We start from the raw sequence: 15,543 nt of genomic DNA on the forward strand, positions 1-15,543 counted from the left end.
TATGCCCACGAGCGCCGCCCAGTCCGCAGGCACCATCGGATCCACGGGCCCCGCGCCGTCAGCGGGTCCGGCCCCCGCACCGAGCACACACGCGCAGGCGACCTCCGCCTGGTCCCGTGTGCACGCCTTCTTCGTCCGCCGCCCCTGGATCTCGGACGGGTTGTTCTGGGCGCTGCCGCTCATGGTCCTCACCCTGATGTCGACGAGCGGCCAGGTGTTCGTCAACCTCGAGGCACAGGTGCCGATATGGGTGACGGCGGTGATCGGCCTGCTCATGTCCGCTCCGCTGGCACTGCGCCGGTCCGCTCCCCTGCTGAGCTCCTCGATCATCGCCGCCGGCTGCCTGCTCTCCGTCGTCACGACCGTCGGTCCGACCTTCGCCGTCGTCTCCGTGCCGCTGACGATCTTCTCCACGACCAAATGGGGCACGCGCACGCACGGGCGCATCGTGCTCGCGATGGGCATGGCCGGCTCGCTCATCATCGGCCTGTGGCTCTACCTCGTGGTCCTCTCCGCGACGGTGGGTCCCGATGCGACCCCGCTCGACCCCCTCGACTACGTCTTCGTGGCCGTCTACGCGGGCTTCTGCGCCGCGATCGTGCTCTCGGCATGGCTGCTGGGCGGGGTCGCCCACAGGCGCAGGCGCGAGATCGAGGGCATCCGCGAGCGCAATCGCCTCCTGGAGCAGGAACGGGCCGCCGAGGCCCGGCTGGCCGCCGACGCCGAACGCATGCGCATCGCGCGCGAGATGCACGACGTCATCGCGCACTCCCTCTCCGCCGTCATCGTGCAGGCCGACGGCGGGCGCTACGCCGCACGGACGGACCCCGCCGCGGCCGCCGAGGTGCTGGCCACCATCGCGGAGACCGGCCGCAGTGCCCTGGCACAGACCCGCTCGCTGCTGGGCGTGCTGCGCGGCGCCGACGGCGAGGTCCAGGACACCGCGCCCCTGCCCGGCCTCCGGGACATCCCCGGCCTCATCGACGACCTCGGCTCCGCGGGCCTGCGGGTGCGCCTGCGCGGTGCGGAGCTGTGCGGCACGGATCGCGGCGGTCGCGCGCTCGGGCTGAGCGAGCCCGTGCAGCTCGCCGTCTACCGGATCGCGCAGGAGTCGCTCACGAACGTGCTCAAGCACGCGGGCGCCCATGCGGACGCGGAGGTCGCCCTCGCACTCGCCGATGGAGCGCTGGTGCTGACGGTCTCGAACCGCGGGATGCAGGGGATGCCCGCGCGGACGCCTCATCCCCGCGACGAGGCTCTGGCCCAGACGGGCGGCGGCAACGGCATCATCGGGATGCGCGAACGGGCCCAGCTGCACGGCGGCGAGCTCGAGGCCGGGCCGCTGCGCGATGCCGAAGGCACCGCCACGGGCTTCCGGGTCACGGCCCGATTCCCGGTGCCGGAGGGGCACACTCCTATGGCGGCCCCCGCTGGTGCGCAGGCCCCCGCTGGCGCGCACAGCCGGCCCGCCGTGCAGAGCCCTGCAGCCCCGCAGGGGGACAATGGGCGCGGCGCACCGGACGAGGAGAGGAGAGCCCGCACATGAGCGAGGCACACGTGCAGGTCATGCTCGTCGACGATCAGGTGCTCGTGCGCGCCGGGTTCGCGATGGTCATCGACTCGCAGCCGGACATGACCGTCGTGGGCCAGGCCGGCGACGGGGAGGAGGCGCTGGCGGCCGCGCACGAGCTGCAGCCGGACGTGGTGCTCATGGACGTGCGCATGCCCCGGCTCGACGGCATCCAGACGACCCGGCGCCTCCTCGAACTCGCGGACAGCGGCGTCGTGCCCGCCCCGCGGATCATCGTCCTCACGACCTTCGACACGGATGAGTATGCGCTCGCCGCCCTGCGGGCCGGGGCCTCGGGCTTCCTGCTCAAGGACGCACAGCCGGAGGTCCTGCTCGACTCGATCCGGACGGTCGTGGACGGGGGCGCGGTGATCGCGCCGACCACGACACGGCGGCTGCTCTCTGCGGTGTTCGCCGACGGCCCCGCGCCCGCTCCCGCCGAGGTTCCGACCTCGACGGCGCCCGCTCCCTCACGCGTTCCCTCACCGGAGCAGACCGCCCTGCTGGAATCCCTCACCCCGCGCGAGCGCGAGGTCCTCGAGCTCGTGGCCCGCGGCATGAGCAATGCGGAGATCGTCGAGGAGCTGTTCCTCGCCGCGCCGACCGTGAAGACGCACGTGAGCCGCATCCTCATGAAGCTCGGCGCCCGCGACCGGGTGCAGGCGGTCGTCTTCGCCTACGAGGCCGGGCTCGTGAGGCCGAGCGGCTGAGCGCCTTCCCGCACGCCCGTCGGCCGCCCTCCCACGCGGGCGGCACCCGGCTTCCGTGCGGACAGTGCCTGCGCCCGCACGCGTAGTACCGCGGTATGACTTCCCTGCTCAGCGGCCCGTGCCCGGTGCGTGCCACGTGCCCGTCCTCACATCGAAGACCATCCTCGCGGCCGATCCGCTCCCGCCCCGGCCTGCGGTTTGCTGGGAGACATGAACGGCAGACACTCCGCACACGCATCGTCCCAGACCGCAGCAGCCGCAGGGCCCGCCGCGCCTGCACGAAACGCTGAGACCGCGGAGGCCCCTCCGGCGATCCGCGCCATCCGCCTCGTGAAGACCTACGGCAGCGGTGATGCGCAGGTGCGGCCGCTCGACGGCCTCACCCTCGACATCGCAGCCGGCCGCTTCACCGCGATCATGGGCCCCTCGGGCTCGGGCAAGTCCACCCTGCTGAACATGCTCGCGGGCCTCGACACACCGGACTCCGGGGACGTCGTCCTGGGCGGCACCCCGATCACGGGCCTGGGCGATCGGGAGCTCACACGCCTGCGTCGCGACCGCATCGGCTTCGTCTTCCAGGCGTTCAACCTCGTCCCGGCCATGACCGCGGAGGAGAACATCCTCCTCCCCTCGCAGCTCGCCGGCCGCCGCACGGACCGGGCCCTCTTCCACCGCATCATCTCCCTCCTGGGCCTGAGCGACCGCCTCCGCCACCGCCCGCACGAGCTCTCCGGCGGACAGCAGCAGCGCGTGGCCGTGGCCCGCGCGCTCGTGACCCGTCCCGATTTCATCGTCGCCGATGAGCCCACCGGCAACCTCGACTCCGCGAGCGGCGAGGAGGTGCTGGGGCTCCTGCGCGCCTCGGTCGACGAGTTCGGTCAGACCGTCGTCATGGTCACCCACGATCCCCAGGCCGCCGCGCGCGCCGACCGCGTCATCCTCCTCGCCGACGGGCGCCTGGCAGGCGAGCTCTCCCGGCCCGCGCCCGAGGCCGTGGCACATGCCCTCATGCAGGTCACCGCGGGTGCGCGCCCGGCAGGGGGCGCCCGATGATCCGCATCGCACTCACGAATCTGCGCGCGGCCTCGGGCAGGCTCGTGGCCGCGGGCATCGCCGTGACCGTCTCCGTGGCCTTCATCGTGTCCGCGTTCCTCTTCTCGACGGCCTTCGGCGACACCCTGGGCAACCAGATCCGCCAGCAGTGGGCCGGCGCGGACGTCGCGGTGCTCGAGGCGGACCGGGAGGCCGCCGCGATGCCGGCGACGGAGGAGGCCGCTCCCCTCACCGAGGAGGTCGCGGGGACGGCGGCCGCCGTCCCCGGCGCGGAGGAGGCCGTCCTCGAGCGCTCCGGATACCTCCGCGTCACGGGCAGCGGCAGCGAGGTCTCCGGGATCGTGACGAACCTGCCCACGGGACTGGAGGAGCGCCTGACCGCCGGTCACTTGCCCGAGGCCGCGGACGAGCTCACGCTTCCGGCCGGCGATGCCGAGGTCCTCGGCGTGGGGGTGGGCGACACACTCGACCTCGCCGATCCGGCCGCAGGCCCCGCCGCCGGTCCCGACCGCACCGACGGGCAGGGCTCCGAGTACACCGTCACGGGCCTCCTCGAGGGCAGCTCGCCGTTCTCCTCGACCCTCTACCTCACCGAGGAGGGACTCGATGCCGCGCCCGCGGAGGTGTACGCCACCGCGGTCCGCATCGCCGCCGCCGAGGGCACGGATCCGGCGGCGCTCGCCGCCGATGTGCAGGCCGCGCTCGAGGCCGCGGGTACGGGCGAGGGCCTCACGACCCTCACCGTCGAACAGCACGTCGAGGCGCAGATCGACGAGATGTCCGGGCAGACGGGCATGCTCGCGACCATCGGGCTGGGCTTCGGCCTGCTCTCCGCCGGAGTCGCCGCCCTCGTCATCTCGAACACCTTCCAGGTGCTCGTCGCCTCCCGGGCGCGCGTGCTCGCCCTCTACCGGGCCGTGGGCGCCTCGCGCGCCCAGCTCCGCGGCGCCACCCTCCTCGAGGGCGCCGCCCTGGGACTCGCCGGTTCGGCCGCCGGTGTGGGCGTGGGCCTGCTCATCGGCTGGGGGCTCACCTCGCTCGCCCGCGCGCTGTGGATGCCCGAGTTCGCCGGCATCGCCCCCGGCCCCGCCGCCCTCCTCGTGGGACCGGCGGTGGGTGTGCTGGTGACGACGGCCGCCGCGCTCGCACCGGCGCGCAGGGCCACCCGCGTCTCCCCCGTCGAGGCCCTGCGCCCGGCGGACGTGCGTCCCGCGCAGAGCCGCTTCCCGTGGGCGCGGGCGGTGCTCGGGGCCGTGCTCGGGGCCGGCGGCGTCGCGCTGTGCCTCGTCGGCGCGCTCGGCCACAGCGTGCCCGTGGGCATCATCGGCTGCTTCGTCCTCTTCCTCGCCCTCCTCATCGCCGCCCGCGCAGTCGTCCCGCCCCTCATCGGCGTGCTGGCCCGCGGCCTCGGAGTGCTCACCGGGAGCTCGAAGGCGGTGCTGCTGGCCGGACGCTCGGCGCGCGAGGCCGGCGGCCGGACCTCCTCGACGACCGCCGCCCTGCTCATCGGCGTGACCCTCGTGAGCGCCGTCGTGGTGGGCTCGGCCTCCGTGCAGCGCTCCGTGGAGCTCGAGACCTCTGCCGAGTCCCCCGTCGATCTCGTCATCGACGGCGCGGGCCCGGAGGTCGAGGCCCTCCTCGGCGAATCGCCCGTCGTCGAGGCCGCGGAGACCGTCCCCGCCGCGCGTGCGGACATCAGCCTCGACTCCTCCGTCGAGGGCGATCCGGACGGCCTCCTCACGGGCGAGGTCTCCGTGCTCACCGCCGCCGAGGCGACTGCCCCGGGAACGGCCGGCTCGCCGCTGCGCAGCGAGGGCTACGAGGTGGAGCCCGGCACCCTGCTGCTCAGTCAGCAGGAGGTCGGCGGCGAGGGCCCGACGGCGGACTACGAGGGTGCGCCGGTGACGGTGACAGTCGGTGACGCGAGCGTGGAGCTGCGCCTCGACGCCTCGCTCGCCGCGCCCGCCGGCACCGCGCTGCTCTCCGCCGAGGATGCCCGGGCCCTGGGCATCGGCGAGGCCGGCAGCGGCAGGACGCCCGCCGGCGGCGGGCAGACCTGGGTGCGGACGGCCGATGACGCGACGATGCCGCAGATCGAGATGCTCGCCACGCAGCTCTCCACGGCGGGCTTCACGGTGGACCCCTATGCGGCCGCCGATCGCGCGCAGTATGCGCAGGCCTTCCAGGTCGCGCTCGCGGTGGTGCTCGGGCTGCTCGCCGCGGCCGTCGTCATCGCGGTGATCGGCGTGAGCAACACGCTCACCCTCGCCGTCATCGACCGCCGGAGGGAGGGGGCGCTGCTGCGGGCACTGGGCTTCAGCCGCGGTTCGCTCGCGCGCATGATCACCGTGGAGTCGCTGCTCATGGCCGTCGTGGCCCTCGTCGTGGGGCTGTCGCTGGGGGTCTTCTACGGCTGGGTCGGCAATGCCGCCCTCCTCGGGGATGCGGCCTCCCCGGTCCTCGCGGTCGCACCCGGTCAGCTCGCGCTCATCGCCGGTGCCACGGTGCTCGCAGCGGTGCTGGCCTCGGCGGTGCCGGCCCGGGCGATGTCGCGCATCGCCCCCGCCGAGGGCCTGAGCGAGGAATGAGACCGCGCGGGGCCGGAGGTGCGATTCCGGTCCCGCGCGGCTGTCAGCGCAGTCAGGCGCCGGCTCCCGCCGCCTGCTCCAGCAGCCACGGCGCCGGGGCCCAGTAGGCGCCGATGGTGCGCTCGAACGCGCGCAGCCGCTCGACGACCTCGGGCCAGCCCCGCTGCTCGGCCCAGTGCATGGGCCCGCCGCGGAAGGCCGGGAAGCCGTAGCCGTGCACCCAGACGACGTCGAGATCGCCGGGGCGCTGGGCGATGCCCTCGCCGAGCACCTTGGCGCCCTCGTTCACGAGAGCCAGCAGGCAGCGCTCCACGATCTCCTCGTCCGGCACCTCGCGGCGCACGGCACCTGATTCGGCGGCGCACTGCGCGATGATCTCGGCGACGGCGGGATCCTCGTGCCGCGTGCGGTCGCCGGGCACGTAGCGGTAGTACCCGGCACCGGTCTTCTGGCCGTAGCGGCCGGCCTCGAAGAGCCGGGTGGGGATCTCGGAGAAGGACTCCATCTGCTCCGGCGTCGCACTCGCGCGGAAGGTCCTCCGGCCGGCCTCGCCCACGTCGAGGCCCGCGAGGTCGCCCACCGCGAACGGCCCCATCGCGAAGCCGAAGGCCTCCATCGCGGCGTCCACCTGCGCGGGCGTCGCCCCCTGCTCGAGCAGCTGCTCGGCCTCGCGCTTGTAGGGCGAGAGCATCCGGTTGCCGATGAAGCCCTCCCCCACCTGGGAGAGCACCGGCTGCTTGCCGATCCTCGCGGCGAGCGCCATCGCGGTGGCGAGCACGTCCTCGGCTGTCCGCGCACCCTGCACCACCTCGAGCAGGCGCATGACGTCGGCCGGGCTGAAGAAGTGCAGGCCGATCACGTCCTGCGGGCGCGCGGTGGCCTCGGCGATCCTGTCGACGTCGAGCCGCGAGGTGTTGGTCGCGAGCACCGCGCCCTCCTGCGCGATGCCGTCGAGCTGTGCGAACACCCCGCGCTTGACGTCCATGTCCTCGAACACCGCCTCGATGACGATGTCTGCCGCGGCGACCTCGCCCATGTCCGTCGTGAGCGCGATGCGGGCGGTCCGAGCCGCGGCCTCGGGGACCTCGATCCGGCCCTTGGCCGCCTGCGCGCGGTACGTGTCCTCGACGCGCTTCCGGGCCCGGCCGAGGGCCTCGTCCGTCGTGTCCACGACGGTGACGGGCAGGCCCGCGCTCGCCAGCGCCATCGCGATGCCGCAGCCCATCGTGCCCGAGCCGATGACGGCGGCGGTGCGGAGGTCCCGGGCAGCCGCCTCCGCAGCCGGACCGGCGAGGCGGGCGGCGGTGCGCTCGGCGAAGAAGAGGTGCCTCAGCGCCGTCGACTCCGGACCGTCCTTGAGTTCGAGCGACAGCGCGCGCTCCCGGTCGAGCCCCTTCTCGAACGGCAGGGTGAGGGAGGCCTCGACCGCGTCGATCGCGGCGAGCTGGGCCCGGGAATTGCGTCTGCTGCGCGCGGCACGGCTGCGAGCGGCCTCGAGATCCAGACCCGCGGCATCCGGCGCGGGTGCGGTGTCGAGGCAGGGATGAGCAGGGCTCTCCCCCGTCCGTGCGCGGTCGAGCACCCCGAGCAGGAACGCGAGGCCGGCGGTCGCCGGCTCATCGGTGAATACCTCGTCGAGGATGCCCCGCGCGCAGGCCTCCTCCGCGCTCAGCCGGGACCCGGCGAGGATGAGCTCGAGTGCGGGCGCGGCTCCGATGAGCCGCGGCAGGCGCTGTGTGCCCCCGCCCGCGGGGATGAGCCCGAGCGTCGTCTCGGACAGCCCGATCGAGGAGCCGATCGCTGCGATCCGGTAGTTCGCGGCCAGGGCGAGTTCGAGGCCGCCGCCGAGCGCGAAGCCGTGGATCGCCGCGACGGTGGGAATCTCCAGCGCGGCGAGCCGGCCGAACACGGCGCGCAGATCCGGCTGCGCCGCGGCCGCCGGGGTGCCGAACCGGCGCACATCGGCACCGCCGCAGAACCCGCGCCCCGTGCCGATGAGCACGAGGCCCGCGACGCCTCCGTCCGCGGCAATGGCGTCGAACGCCGCGTGCAGTCCGGCGCGGACCGTGTCCCCCAGCGCGTTGACGGGCGGGCTCGCGATCTCGACGACCGCCGCCTCGCCCTCCCTGCGCCAGGTCACGGTCTCCGAGGTGGGAATGCGCATTGCGGGAGCGTCCTTCCGGTCAGAAGTCATTGGGTGCATAGGGGGCGCGCTCGAGGCCGAACAGCGCCCGCGCCCGCACGGCCGCGCCCGGGGTCAGCTGCGTGATGCGCCCGGCCCGGGCGAGCACGACGGGGTCGGCCCCGCCGAGGTAGAGCGAGCCCAGCTCCGAGACGTCGAGGGCGAGGTCCGCAGCCGCCGCGTCCGCACCGCGGGTGTCGTCCGTGAGCTTCTCGACGCGGCCGTCGCCGCTGCCCGAGCCGTCTGCGCCGACGCCTGCGGACACGAGCCGGAAGACGCCCGAGGCGAAGCCCATGTCGTCCGTCACCGCGAGGGTGAGCGAGCCCGGCACCGTGTAGGGCCGGGCCTCGAGCGCGCTCACCGGATCGAGGATCCGCAGCCACATGCCGTCGTTCTGCGCCGTCGTCCTCGCCCTGCGCGGGTCCGCGAGCAGCCAGGGCAGCGGCGACTCCTGCGCGGCGTAGTCGAAGCGCACGCGCTCCACGAGGTCCACGGCCCCCAGGAACGCCCACAGCGAGGAGTAGGCCGCGTCCGAGACCGCGACGAAGTCCATGACGTCGATGGTCGTGGGCTTCACGTCCCAGCCGGCGAAGCGGTAGGAGACGTAGCCGTCGGGCACGCCGTCCTCGTCGTAGTGCACGGCCGCGCGGGTGCCGCGGTCACGGTCGCCGGTGTCCCGGTCGAGGTCCCCCGCGGCGACGTCCACATAGGTCCGCTGGCGGCCGGTCGCCCCGGGCGAGAGCATCTGGAAGCGGTCGTAGAGGGCGGGGCCGAGCTCGCGGAGCACATGGGGATCGACCATCTCGAGCCGGCGGTCCGGTTCGACGGCGAGCTGGAAGCCGGGGCTGGTGTCGAGCTCGATCTCGTTGTACCAGGTGGCGGGGCCGAACCCGAAGCGACGGTAGATCGAGCCCTCGGTCGCGGTGAGCGCGGCGAAGGGATACCCGGCCTCGTGCGCGCCCACGAGATTGGCCGTCATGAGAGACCGGAGGAGGCCGCGGCGGCGGTGGGTGGGCCGCACCGTCACCCAGGTGATGAGGTGGGCGGGCACGAGTCTGCCGCCGCCCACGTTCACCGTCTTCTCGAAATGGGCGAAGGTCGCGACCGGAATGGAGGGATCGAGCGCCAGGTGCGGGGCATTGTCCGCATACGCGGCAGTGAAGATCCGCCCGTCCGCGATCGCGCGCTCGGCGCGGCGCCGCAGCTTCTCCCCCTCGTCGCGCTTGCCGTGGAAGCCCGCGCTCACGGCCTGCAGGTAGGCGGACGTGCGCGCATCGGGGGCCTCGGCCTCGACGGAGGGCTCGAATGTCTCAAAGCGGTATTCAGTCACCGTCCGAGCCTATAGCAGGATGTGTCCCGCGTCTCGCCGCGCAGGCACCGGCAGGCACCCCTCGCGCCCAGTTCTCCCGCCCGTCCGCGCAGGCATCCTCCGCTCTTCCCCTCACAGCAAGCGACGTCTGCGCTCCGGCCGTGATGCACGGCCGGAGCGCAGACGTCATTCGGGGGTGCCGGGCCGGGAGGGGCCCGGGCCCGGGGTCAGTGAGGCCCCGGAGAGGGGTCGAGGGAGCCTCAGCGGGCTGCGGTGCCCTCGACGTAGTCGTCCTCGGTGTCCTTGAGCCATGCGAACATCTTGCGCAGCTCGCGGCCGGTGGCCTCGATGGAGTGCGTCTCCTCCTTGGCGCGGAGCTCCTTGAACTCCGGGGCGCCGGCGGCCTGGTCGTCCATGAAGCGCTTGGCGAAGGCGCCGTTCTGGATGTCGGCGAGCACAGCCTGCATGTTCGCCTTGACCTCCGGGGTGATGACCCGGGGGCCGGAGACGTAGTCGCCGTACTCGGCGGTGTCGGAGCAGGACCAGCGCTGCTTGGCGATGCCGCCCTCGACCATGAGGTCGACGATGAGCTTGAGCTCGTGCAGCACCTCGAAGTACGCGATCTCCGGCTGGTAGCCGGCCTCGGTCAGGGTCTCGAAGCCGTACTGCACGAGGTGCGAGACGCCGCCGCAGAGCACGGCCTGCTCGCCGAACAGATCGGTCTCGGTCTCCTCGGTGAAGGTGGTCTTGATGCCGCCGGCGCGCAGGCCGCCGATCGCCTTGGCGTAGGAGAGCGCGGTCTGCCAGGCCGAGCCGGAGGCGTCGACCTCGACGGCGACGAGGACGGGCACGCCGCGGCCGTCCACGTACTCGCGGCGCACCACGTGGCCGGGGCCCTTGGGCGCGACCATGAACACGTCGACGCCCTCAGGAGCCGTGATGTAGCCGTAGCGGATGTTGAAGCCGTGGATGAAGACGAGGGACTTGCCCTCCGTGAGCTGGTCCTTCACCTCGTTGTTGAAGATCTCGGCCTGCACCTGGTCGGGCGCGGCGATCGTGATGACATCGGCCCACTCCGCGACCTCGGCGGGGGTGCCCACCTCGAGGCCCTCGGCAGCGGCCTTGTCACGGCTCTTGGAGTCCGCCTTGAGGCCGATGCGGACCTCGACGCCGGAATCGCGGAGGCTCAGCGAGTGGGCCAGGCCCTGCGAGCCGTAGCCGATCACGGCGACCTTCTTGCCCTGGATGACGGACAGGTCTGCGTCGTCGTCGTAGAAGCGCTCTGCTGCCATGGGGTTACTCCTTCTCACGTGGTGGGATGCGTGGATCCGCATCTCAGGATAGTACGGGTGTGTGCGAGCCCGGAACGGGTCTCGCTGTGCGGACACGGATGTCCGGCCGCCGGGCCCTCAGCGGCCGGCGCGGTCCGTCATCGACTTGGAGCCGCGGCCGATCGCGAGGGTGCCGGACTGCACGATCTCCTTGATGCCGAAAGGCTCGAGGACGCGGTGGAGGGCGTCCACCTTGTCCTGCTCGCCCGTGGCCTCGACGCTCACAGCGTCGACGGCGACGTCGATGATCCGGGCGCCGAACATCTCCACGACGGTCGCCACCTGCACCCGGGCGGCGGCGTCCGCGCGGACCTTGAAGATCATATGGGCCCTGCGGACCGAGCTCTCGGGTTCGAGCTCGACGATCTTGATGACGTTGATGAGCTTGTTGAGCTGCTTCGTCACCTGCTCCAGCGGCGTGTCCTCGACATCGACCACGACGGTGATGCGGGAGAGCCCCTCCAGCTCCGTGGTTCCCACGGCGAGGGAGTGGATGTTGAAGCCCCTGCGGGCGATGAGGCCGGTGAACCGGGTGAGCACGCCCGGCTTGTCCTCGACCAGGACCGAGAGTGTGTGTCGGCTCATCGGATCTCACCTTCCTCGGCCGCCTCGGAGGAGAAGTCCGGGCGGATGTCGCGCGCGTACTGGATGCTGTCGTTGCTCACGCCGGCCGGGACCATCGGCCAGACCATGGCATCGGCGGGCACCGTGAAGTCGAGGACGACCGGGCGGTCGTTCACCGCGAGCGCCTGCTCGATCGCCCGGTCCACGTCCTCGTTCCGGTCCACGCGCAGCCCGAGGCAGCCATAGGCCTCGGCGAGCTTGACGAAGTCCGGCACGCGCACCGTCTCATGGCCGGTGTTGAGGTCCGAGTGCGAGTAGCGGCCGTCGTAGAACAGCGTCTGCCACTGGCGGACCATGCCGAGGGAGGAGTTGTTGATGATGGCGACCTTGATCGGGATGCCGCTGATGACGCACGTCGCCAGCTCCTGATTGGTCATCTGGAAGCAGCCGTCGCCGTCGATCGCCCACACCACGCGGTCGGGCTCGCCCTTCTTCGCCCCCATCGCGGCGGGCACGGCGTAGCCCATCGTGCCGAGGCCGCCGGAGTTGAGCCAGGAGTTGGGGCGCTCGTACTCCACGAACTGCGCCGCCCACATCTGGTGCTGACCCACGCCTGCGGTGTAGATCCCCTCCGGGCCGGTGAGCGTGGAGATCCGCTCGATGACGTACTGCGGATCGCACAGCCCAGTGTCGCCGGGCTCGTAGCCCAGGGGGTAGCTCTCCTTCCAGCCGTTGAGCAGGGTCCACCAGGACTCCCGGGCGTCCTCGAGCGAGGCGGAGAACGAGCCCCTGAGCTCCTCCAGCAGCGCCGAGAGCACCTCGCGCGCATCTCCGACGATCGGCACCTCGGCGACGCGGTTCTTGCCGATCTCCGCGGGATCGATGTCGGCGTGGATGACCTTGGCGTACGGGGCGAAGGTCTCGAGCTCGCCCGTGACCCGGTCGTCGAACCGCGAGCCGATCGCGATGAGCAGATCGGCCTTCTGGATCGCCGCGACGGCCGGCACGGTGCCGTGCATCCCGGGCATGCCCAGGTGCTGGGGGTGGGAGTCGGGGAAGGCGCCGCGCGCCATGAGGGTGGTGGTCACGGGGATGCCCGTCGCCTCGGCCAGCGCCCTGAGCTCCGCATGCGCGCCCGAGCGGATGATGCCGCCGCCGGCGTAGATGACGGGCCGGCGCGACTCCGCGATGAGGGCCGCGGCCTCGCGGATCTGCTTGGCGTGCGGCCGGTTCACGGGCCGGTAGCCGGGCAGCTCGACGTCGTCGTCCCACACGAACTCGAGCGTCGCGACCTGCGCGTCCTTCGTGATGTCCACGAGGACGGGGCCCGGGCGGCCGGTGCGCGCGATGTGGAAGGCCGCGCGGATGGCGCCCGGGATGTCCTCGGGACGGGTGACGAGGAACGAGTGCTTCGTGATGGGCATCGTCATGCCGACGATGTCCGCCTCCTGGAACGCATCGGTGCCCAGCAGCTTCGAGGACTGCTGGCCTGTGATCGCGAGCACCGGGACGGAGTCCATGTGGGCGTCCGCGAGCGGGGTCACGAGGTTCGTCGCGCCGGGACCGGAGGTCGCCATGCAGACGCCCACCCGGCCCGTCGCCGCGGCATAGCCGGTCGCCGCGTGCCCGGCGCCCTGCTCGTGGCGGACGAGCACGTGGTCGATCTGCTCGGAGTCGAGCATGGGGTCGTAGGTGGGCAGGATCGTGCCGCCGGGGAGGCCGAAGACCGTGTCGACGCCCAGCCTCTCGAGCGTGCGGATGACCGCCTGCGCCCCGGTGATGACCTCGGGCTGGGACGAGGGCGTGCGGCGGACGGTGCCGGGATGCGGCACCGAGGCGGGCGTGGGTGTGTCGGTGCGCTGCGTGCGCGCCGGTGCTGGACCTGCCACGGGTGGCTCCTTCTTGCTGGTCTCGAAGATCTCCTGCTCCCCGCGGACGGCGCCTGGATGGGCGCGTCCGCCGGAGCCTGCCCGCTCCTCGCGCGATCTCCTCGCACAAAAAAACGCCCCTTCTGGTGGAAAGGGCGCGCGGGACGTCGTCAGTGCGTCAGCTGCGGGTCTCCGCGCGCTGTGTAATGACGACGAGAAGGACGTTCATGAGAGGAATGCTACATGCGTCACGCAGGACTCCCAACTCGCGACCCCTGTCGTCCCGCATCGTGGGACGGGCTGGTCTCATGGGTGCTGCCGAGAAGCGCGCTGCCCCGGCACCCGCGGCCTCCCGTACCCTTGCAGGGATGACCGCGTCCCCCGCCCCCGCCCCGCAGCGCGCGCTCCTCGCATGCGCGCACTACGCCGCCGGCGAATGCCGCTCCTGCACGCTGCTGCCGGTGCCGACCGAGGACCGCCTCGTGCGCGCGCAGGAGGAGCTCGCGCAGCTGCTGGACCCGTTCGCCGAAGGCCCCTCCTCCCCCTGGCTCCCGCCCGTCCGCAGTCCGCTGGCCGGCTTCCGGAACAAGGCGAAGATGGTGGTGAGCGGCACCGTCGAGGCCCCCGTGCTGGGGATCCTCGACGGGGACGGCGCTGGCGTGGACCTGTCCGACTGCCCGCTCTACCCCGCGCCCGTCCATGCCGTCCTCACGGCGCTGCCGGCACTCATCCGGCGCGCGCAGGTGCCCCCGTACTCGGTGGCGAGGCGGCGGGGCGAGCTCAAGCACGTGCTGGTGACGGCCTCGGAGGCCGGCGAGCTCATGGTGCGCTTCGTGCTGCGCAGCGCCGCACCCGTGGAGCGGCTGCGCGAGCACATCGGGCTGCTCACGGAGGCGGTGGCAGGGGTGCGGGTGGTGACGGCGAACCTCCAGCCCGAGCCCGCCGCACTGCTGGAGGGGCCCGAGGAGATCCCCGTGTGGGGCGAGGAGGCGCTCACGGTGCGGCAGGGCCGGGTGCCGCTGCGCGTGCGGCCCCAGTCGTTCCTCCAGACGAACACAGCCGTGGCCTCGCAGCTGTACGAGCAGGTGGCACAGTGGGCAGACGCCGCCGAGGCCGGGTTCCGGGAGCAGGGGCATGAGGCTGCCCTCCGCGAGGAGCGGACCGGGACTGCCGACCCCGCCGACGGTCGCGGGCGCCCCTATGTCGTCTGGGACCTGTTCTGCGGCGTAGGCGGCTTCGCACTGCACTGTGCACTGCCCTCTGCGCGTCCCCCGGCAGACGGCGAGCACGGCGGCGCGGGGCAGCGCGGCCGTCGTCGCGTCATCGGGGTCGAGGTCTCGGAGCAGGCCATCGGGTCCGCGCGTGCGACGGCGGCCGAGCTCGGCCTCGACGCCGAGTTCCACGCCGCCGATGCCGGGCTGTTCGCCGCGGACGGCGAATCCACTCTCCCCCGGCCGGACCTCCTCATCGTGAATCCGCCTCGGCGGGGGCTGGGTCGCGACCTCGCCGCGTGGGTGGAGAGCTCCGGCATTCCCGATGTCGTCTACTCCAGCTGCAATCCGCGCACCCTCGCCCGCGATCTCGCGGACATGCCCTCCTACCGGATCACGGGCGCCCGCGTGCTCGACATGTTCCCGCACACCGCGCACACCGAGGTCGTCGTCCGGCTGCGGAGGGCAGGCGTCTGAACGGCGCGGGGCGGCGAGGTGCGGGCGGCTGAGCCGCGCGCCGGATCAGTCCGCGAGCACCGGCCAGGGGTGCGTCGTCCTGTCGTCGGAGTCCAGCAGGCCGGCGATCCAGCCGTCGACCCCGCCGGACTGCATGCGCAGACCCTTCCGCAGCAGCCCCTCGTACCGGAAGCCGAGGGCGCGGGCGGTGCGGGCGGAGGCGATGTTGCCGACCTTGGCCCGCCAGATGATGCGCTCCAGCGCCATGCCCTCGGCGGAGAAGCCCCAGTCGAGCACTGCCGTCGCAGCCTCGGCGAGCAGGCCCCGGCCGCGGGCGGAGGGAGCGAGCCAGTAGCCGATCTCCGCGGCCCCGGGCCCGTTCCGGCTGAGGCTGATCATGCCGACGAGGGCAGAGGCGTCGGGGAAGGCAGGGTCGTCAGGGAAGGTCGAGGCGTCGGGGCGGCCGCGATCTGCGGCGCCTGCTCCCGTGCGGATGGCCCAGGTGTGCTCCGCGTCCTTCTCCCACCCCTGCGCCGTGAGCGCGACGAACCCCTCCGCGTGCGCGCAGGTGTAGGGCGAGGGCACCGTCGTCCAGCGCTGGATGTCGGGGTCCTGGCAGACGGCGAAGATCGCGTCCTCGTCCGCTGCGGTCGGAGCGCTGAGTTCGAGCCGCGGGGTCGTGAGGGTCACCGGTTCCATCC

The 15,543-nt window shown here is 72.9% G+C and carries 11 protein-coding genes; 5 read left to right on the forward strand and 6 right to left on the reverse strand.

What is annotated here, in order from left to right; translation table 11 throughout:
* The first annotated feature begins 1 nt into the window (after position 1).
* From K318_RS22250 to K318_RS0114570, 4 genes are all read left to right on the forward strand, one after another.
* Entirely contained in the window at positions 2-1,546 is a 1,545-nt protein-coding gene (locus K318_RS22250; protein ID WP_051298062.1) for a sensor histidine kinase, read from the forward strand.
* Positions 1,543-2,280 carry a response regulator gene (locus tag K318_RS0114560; RefSeq protein WP_029090011.1) on the forward strand — a complete coding sequence of 246 codons (738 nt, stop codon included), beginning with the start codon at positions 1,543-1,545 and terminating at the stop codon, positions 2,278-2,280. Before K318_RS22250 ends, K318_RS0114560 begins: the two co-directional genes overlap by 4 nt.
* Before the next feature lie 210 nt (positions 2,281-2,490).
* Complete coding sequence (locus K318_RS0114565; RefSeq protein WP_029090012.1) at positions 2,491-3,333, forward strand: ABC transporter ATP-binding protein; 843 nt, start codon at positions 2,491-2,493, stop codon at positions 3,331-3,333.
* The gene (locus K318_RS0114570; protein WP_029090013.1) at positions 3,330-5,921 is read left to right on the forward strand and encodes an FtsX-like permease family protein; all 2,592 of its coding nucleotides are present in this window, start codon (positions 3,330-3,332) and stop codon (positions 5,919-5,921) included. The genes K318_RS0114565 and K318_RS0114570 overlap by 4 nt, the downstream gene beginning before the upstream one ends.
* Before the next feature lie 52 nt (positions 5,922-5,973).
* Here the strand turns inward: K318_RS0114570 and K318_RS0114575 are convergent, their stop codons facing one another.
* The 5 genes from K318_RS0114575 to K318_RS0114595 form a co-directional block, all read right to left on the reverse strand.
* On the reverse strand, positions 5,974-8,085 hold the full coding sequence (locus K318_RS0114575; RefSeq protein ID WP_035282129.1) for a 3-hydroxyacyl-CoA dehydrogenase NAD-binding domain-containing protein: 2,112 nt from the start codon (positions 8,083-8,085) through the stop codon (positions 5,974-5,976).
* A 19-nt stretch (positions 8,086-8,104) separates the two neighbouring features.
* Positions 8,105-9,433 carry a GNAT family N-acetyltransferase gene (locus K318_RS0114580; RefSeq protein WP_029090015.1) on the reverse strand — a complete coding sequence of 443 codons (1,329 nt, stop codon included), beginning with the start codon at positions 9,431-9,433 and terminating at the stop codon, positions 8,105-8,107.
* A 239-nt stretch (positions 9,434-9,672) separates the two neighbouring features.
* Entirely contained in the window at positions 9,673-10,704 is a 1,032-nt protein-coding gene (gene ilvC / locus K318_RS0114585; protein ID WP_029090016.1) for a ketol-acid reductoisomerase, read from the reverse strand.
* Between the two features lie 117 nt (positions 10,705-10,821).
* The gene (gene ilvN, locus K318_RS0114590; protein ID WP_029090017.1) at positions 10,822-11,328 is read right to left on the reverse strand and encodes an acetolactate synthase small subunit; all 507 of its coding nucleotides are present in this window, start codon (positions 11,326-11,328) and stop codon (positions 10,822-10,824) included.
* Complete coding sequence (locus tag K318_RS0114595; protein WP_211233342.1) at positions 11,325-13,196, reverse strand: acetolactate synthase large subunit; 1,872 nt, start codon at positions 13,194-13,196, stop codon at positions 11,325-11,327. The genes ilvN and K318_RS0114595 overlap by 4 nt, the downstream gene beginning before the upstream one ends.
* 347 nt (positions 13,197-13,543) lie before the next feature.
* On the opposite strand from K318_RS0114595, the gene K318_RS22255 reads away from it, so the two are divergent.
* Entirely contained in the window at positions 13,544-14,863 is a 1,320-nt protein-coding gene (locus K318_RS22255) for a methyltransferase domain-containing protein (protein ID WP_051298064.1), read from the forward strand.
* 45 nt (positions 14,864-14,908) lie between these two features.
* On the opposite strand, the gene K318_RS0114605 is transcribed toward K318_RS22255, so the two are convergent.
* Positions 14,909-15,541, reverse strand: coding sequence for a GNAT family N-acetyltransferase (locus K318_RS0114605; protein WP_029090019.1), 633 nt, complete (start codon positions 15,539-15,541; stop codon positions 14,909-14,911).
* Between the last annotated feature and the right edge of the window lie 2 nt (positions 15,542-15,543).

This window comes from Brevibacterium album DSM 18261 (genome assembly GCF_000426445.1).
GTDB classification, from domain to species: Bacteria; Actinomycetota; Actinomycetes; order Actinomycetales; family Brevibacteriaceae; genus Brevibacterium; species Brevibacterium album.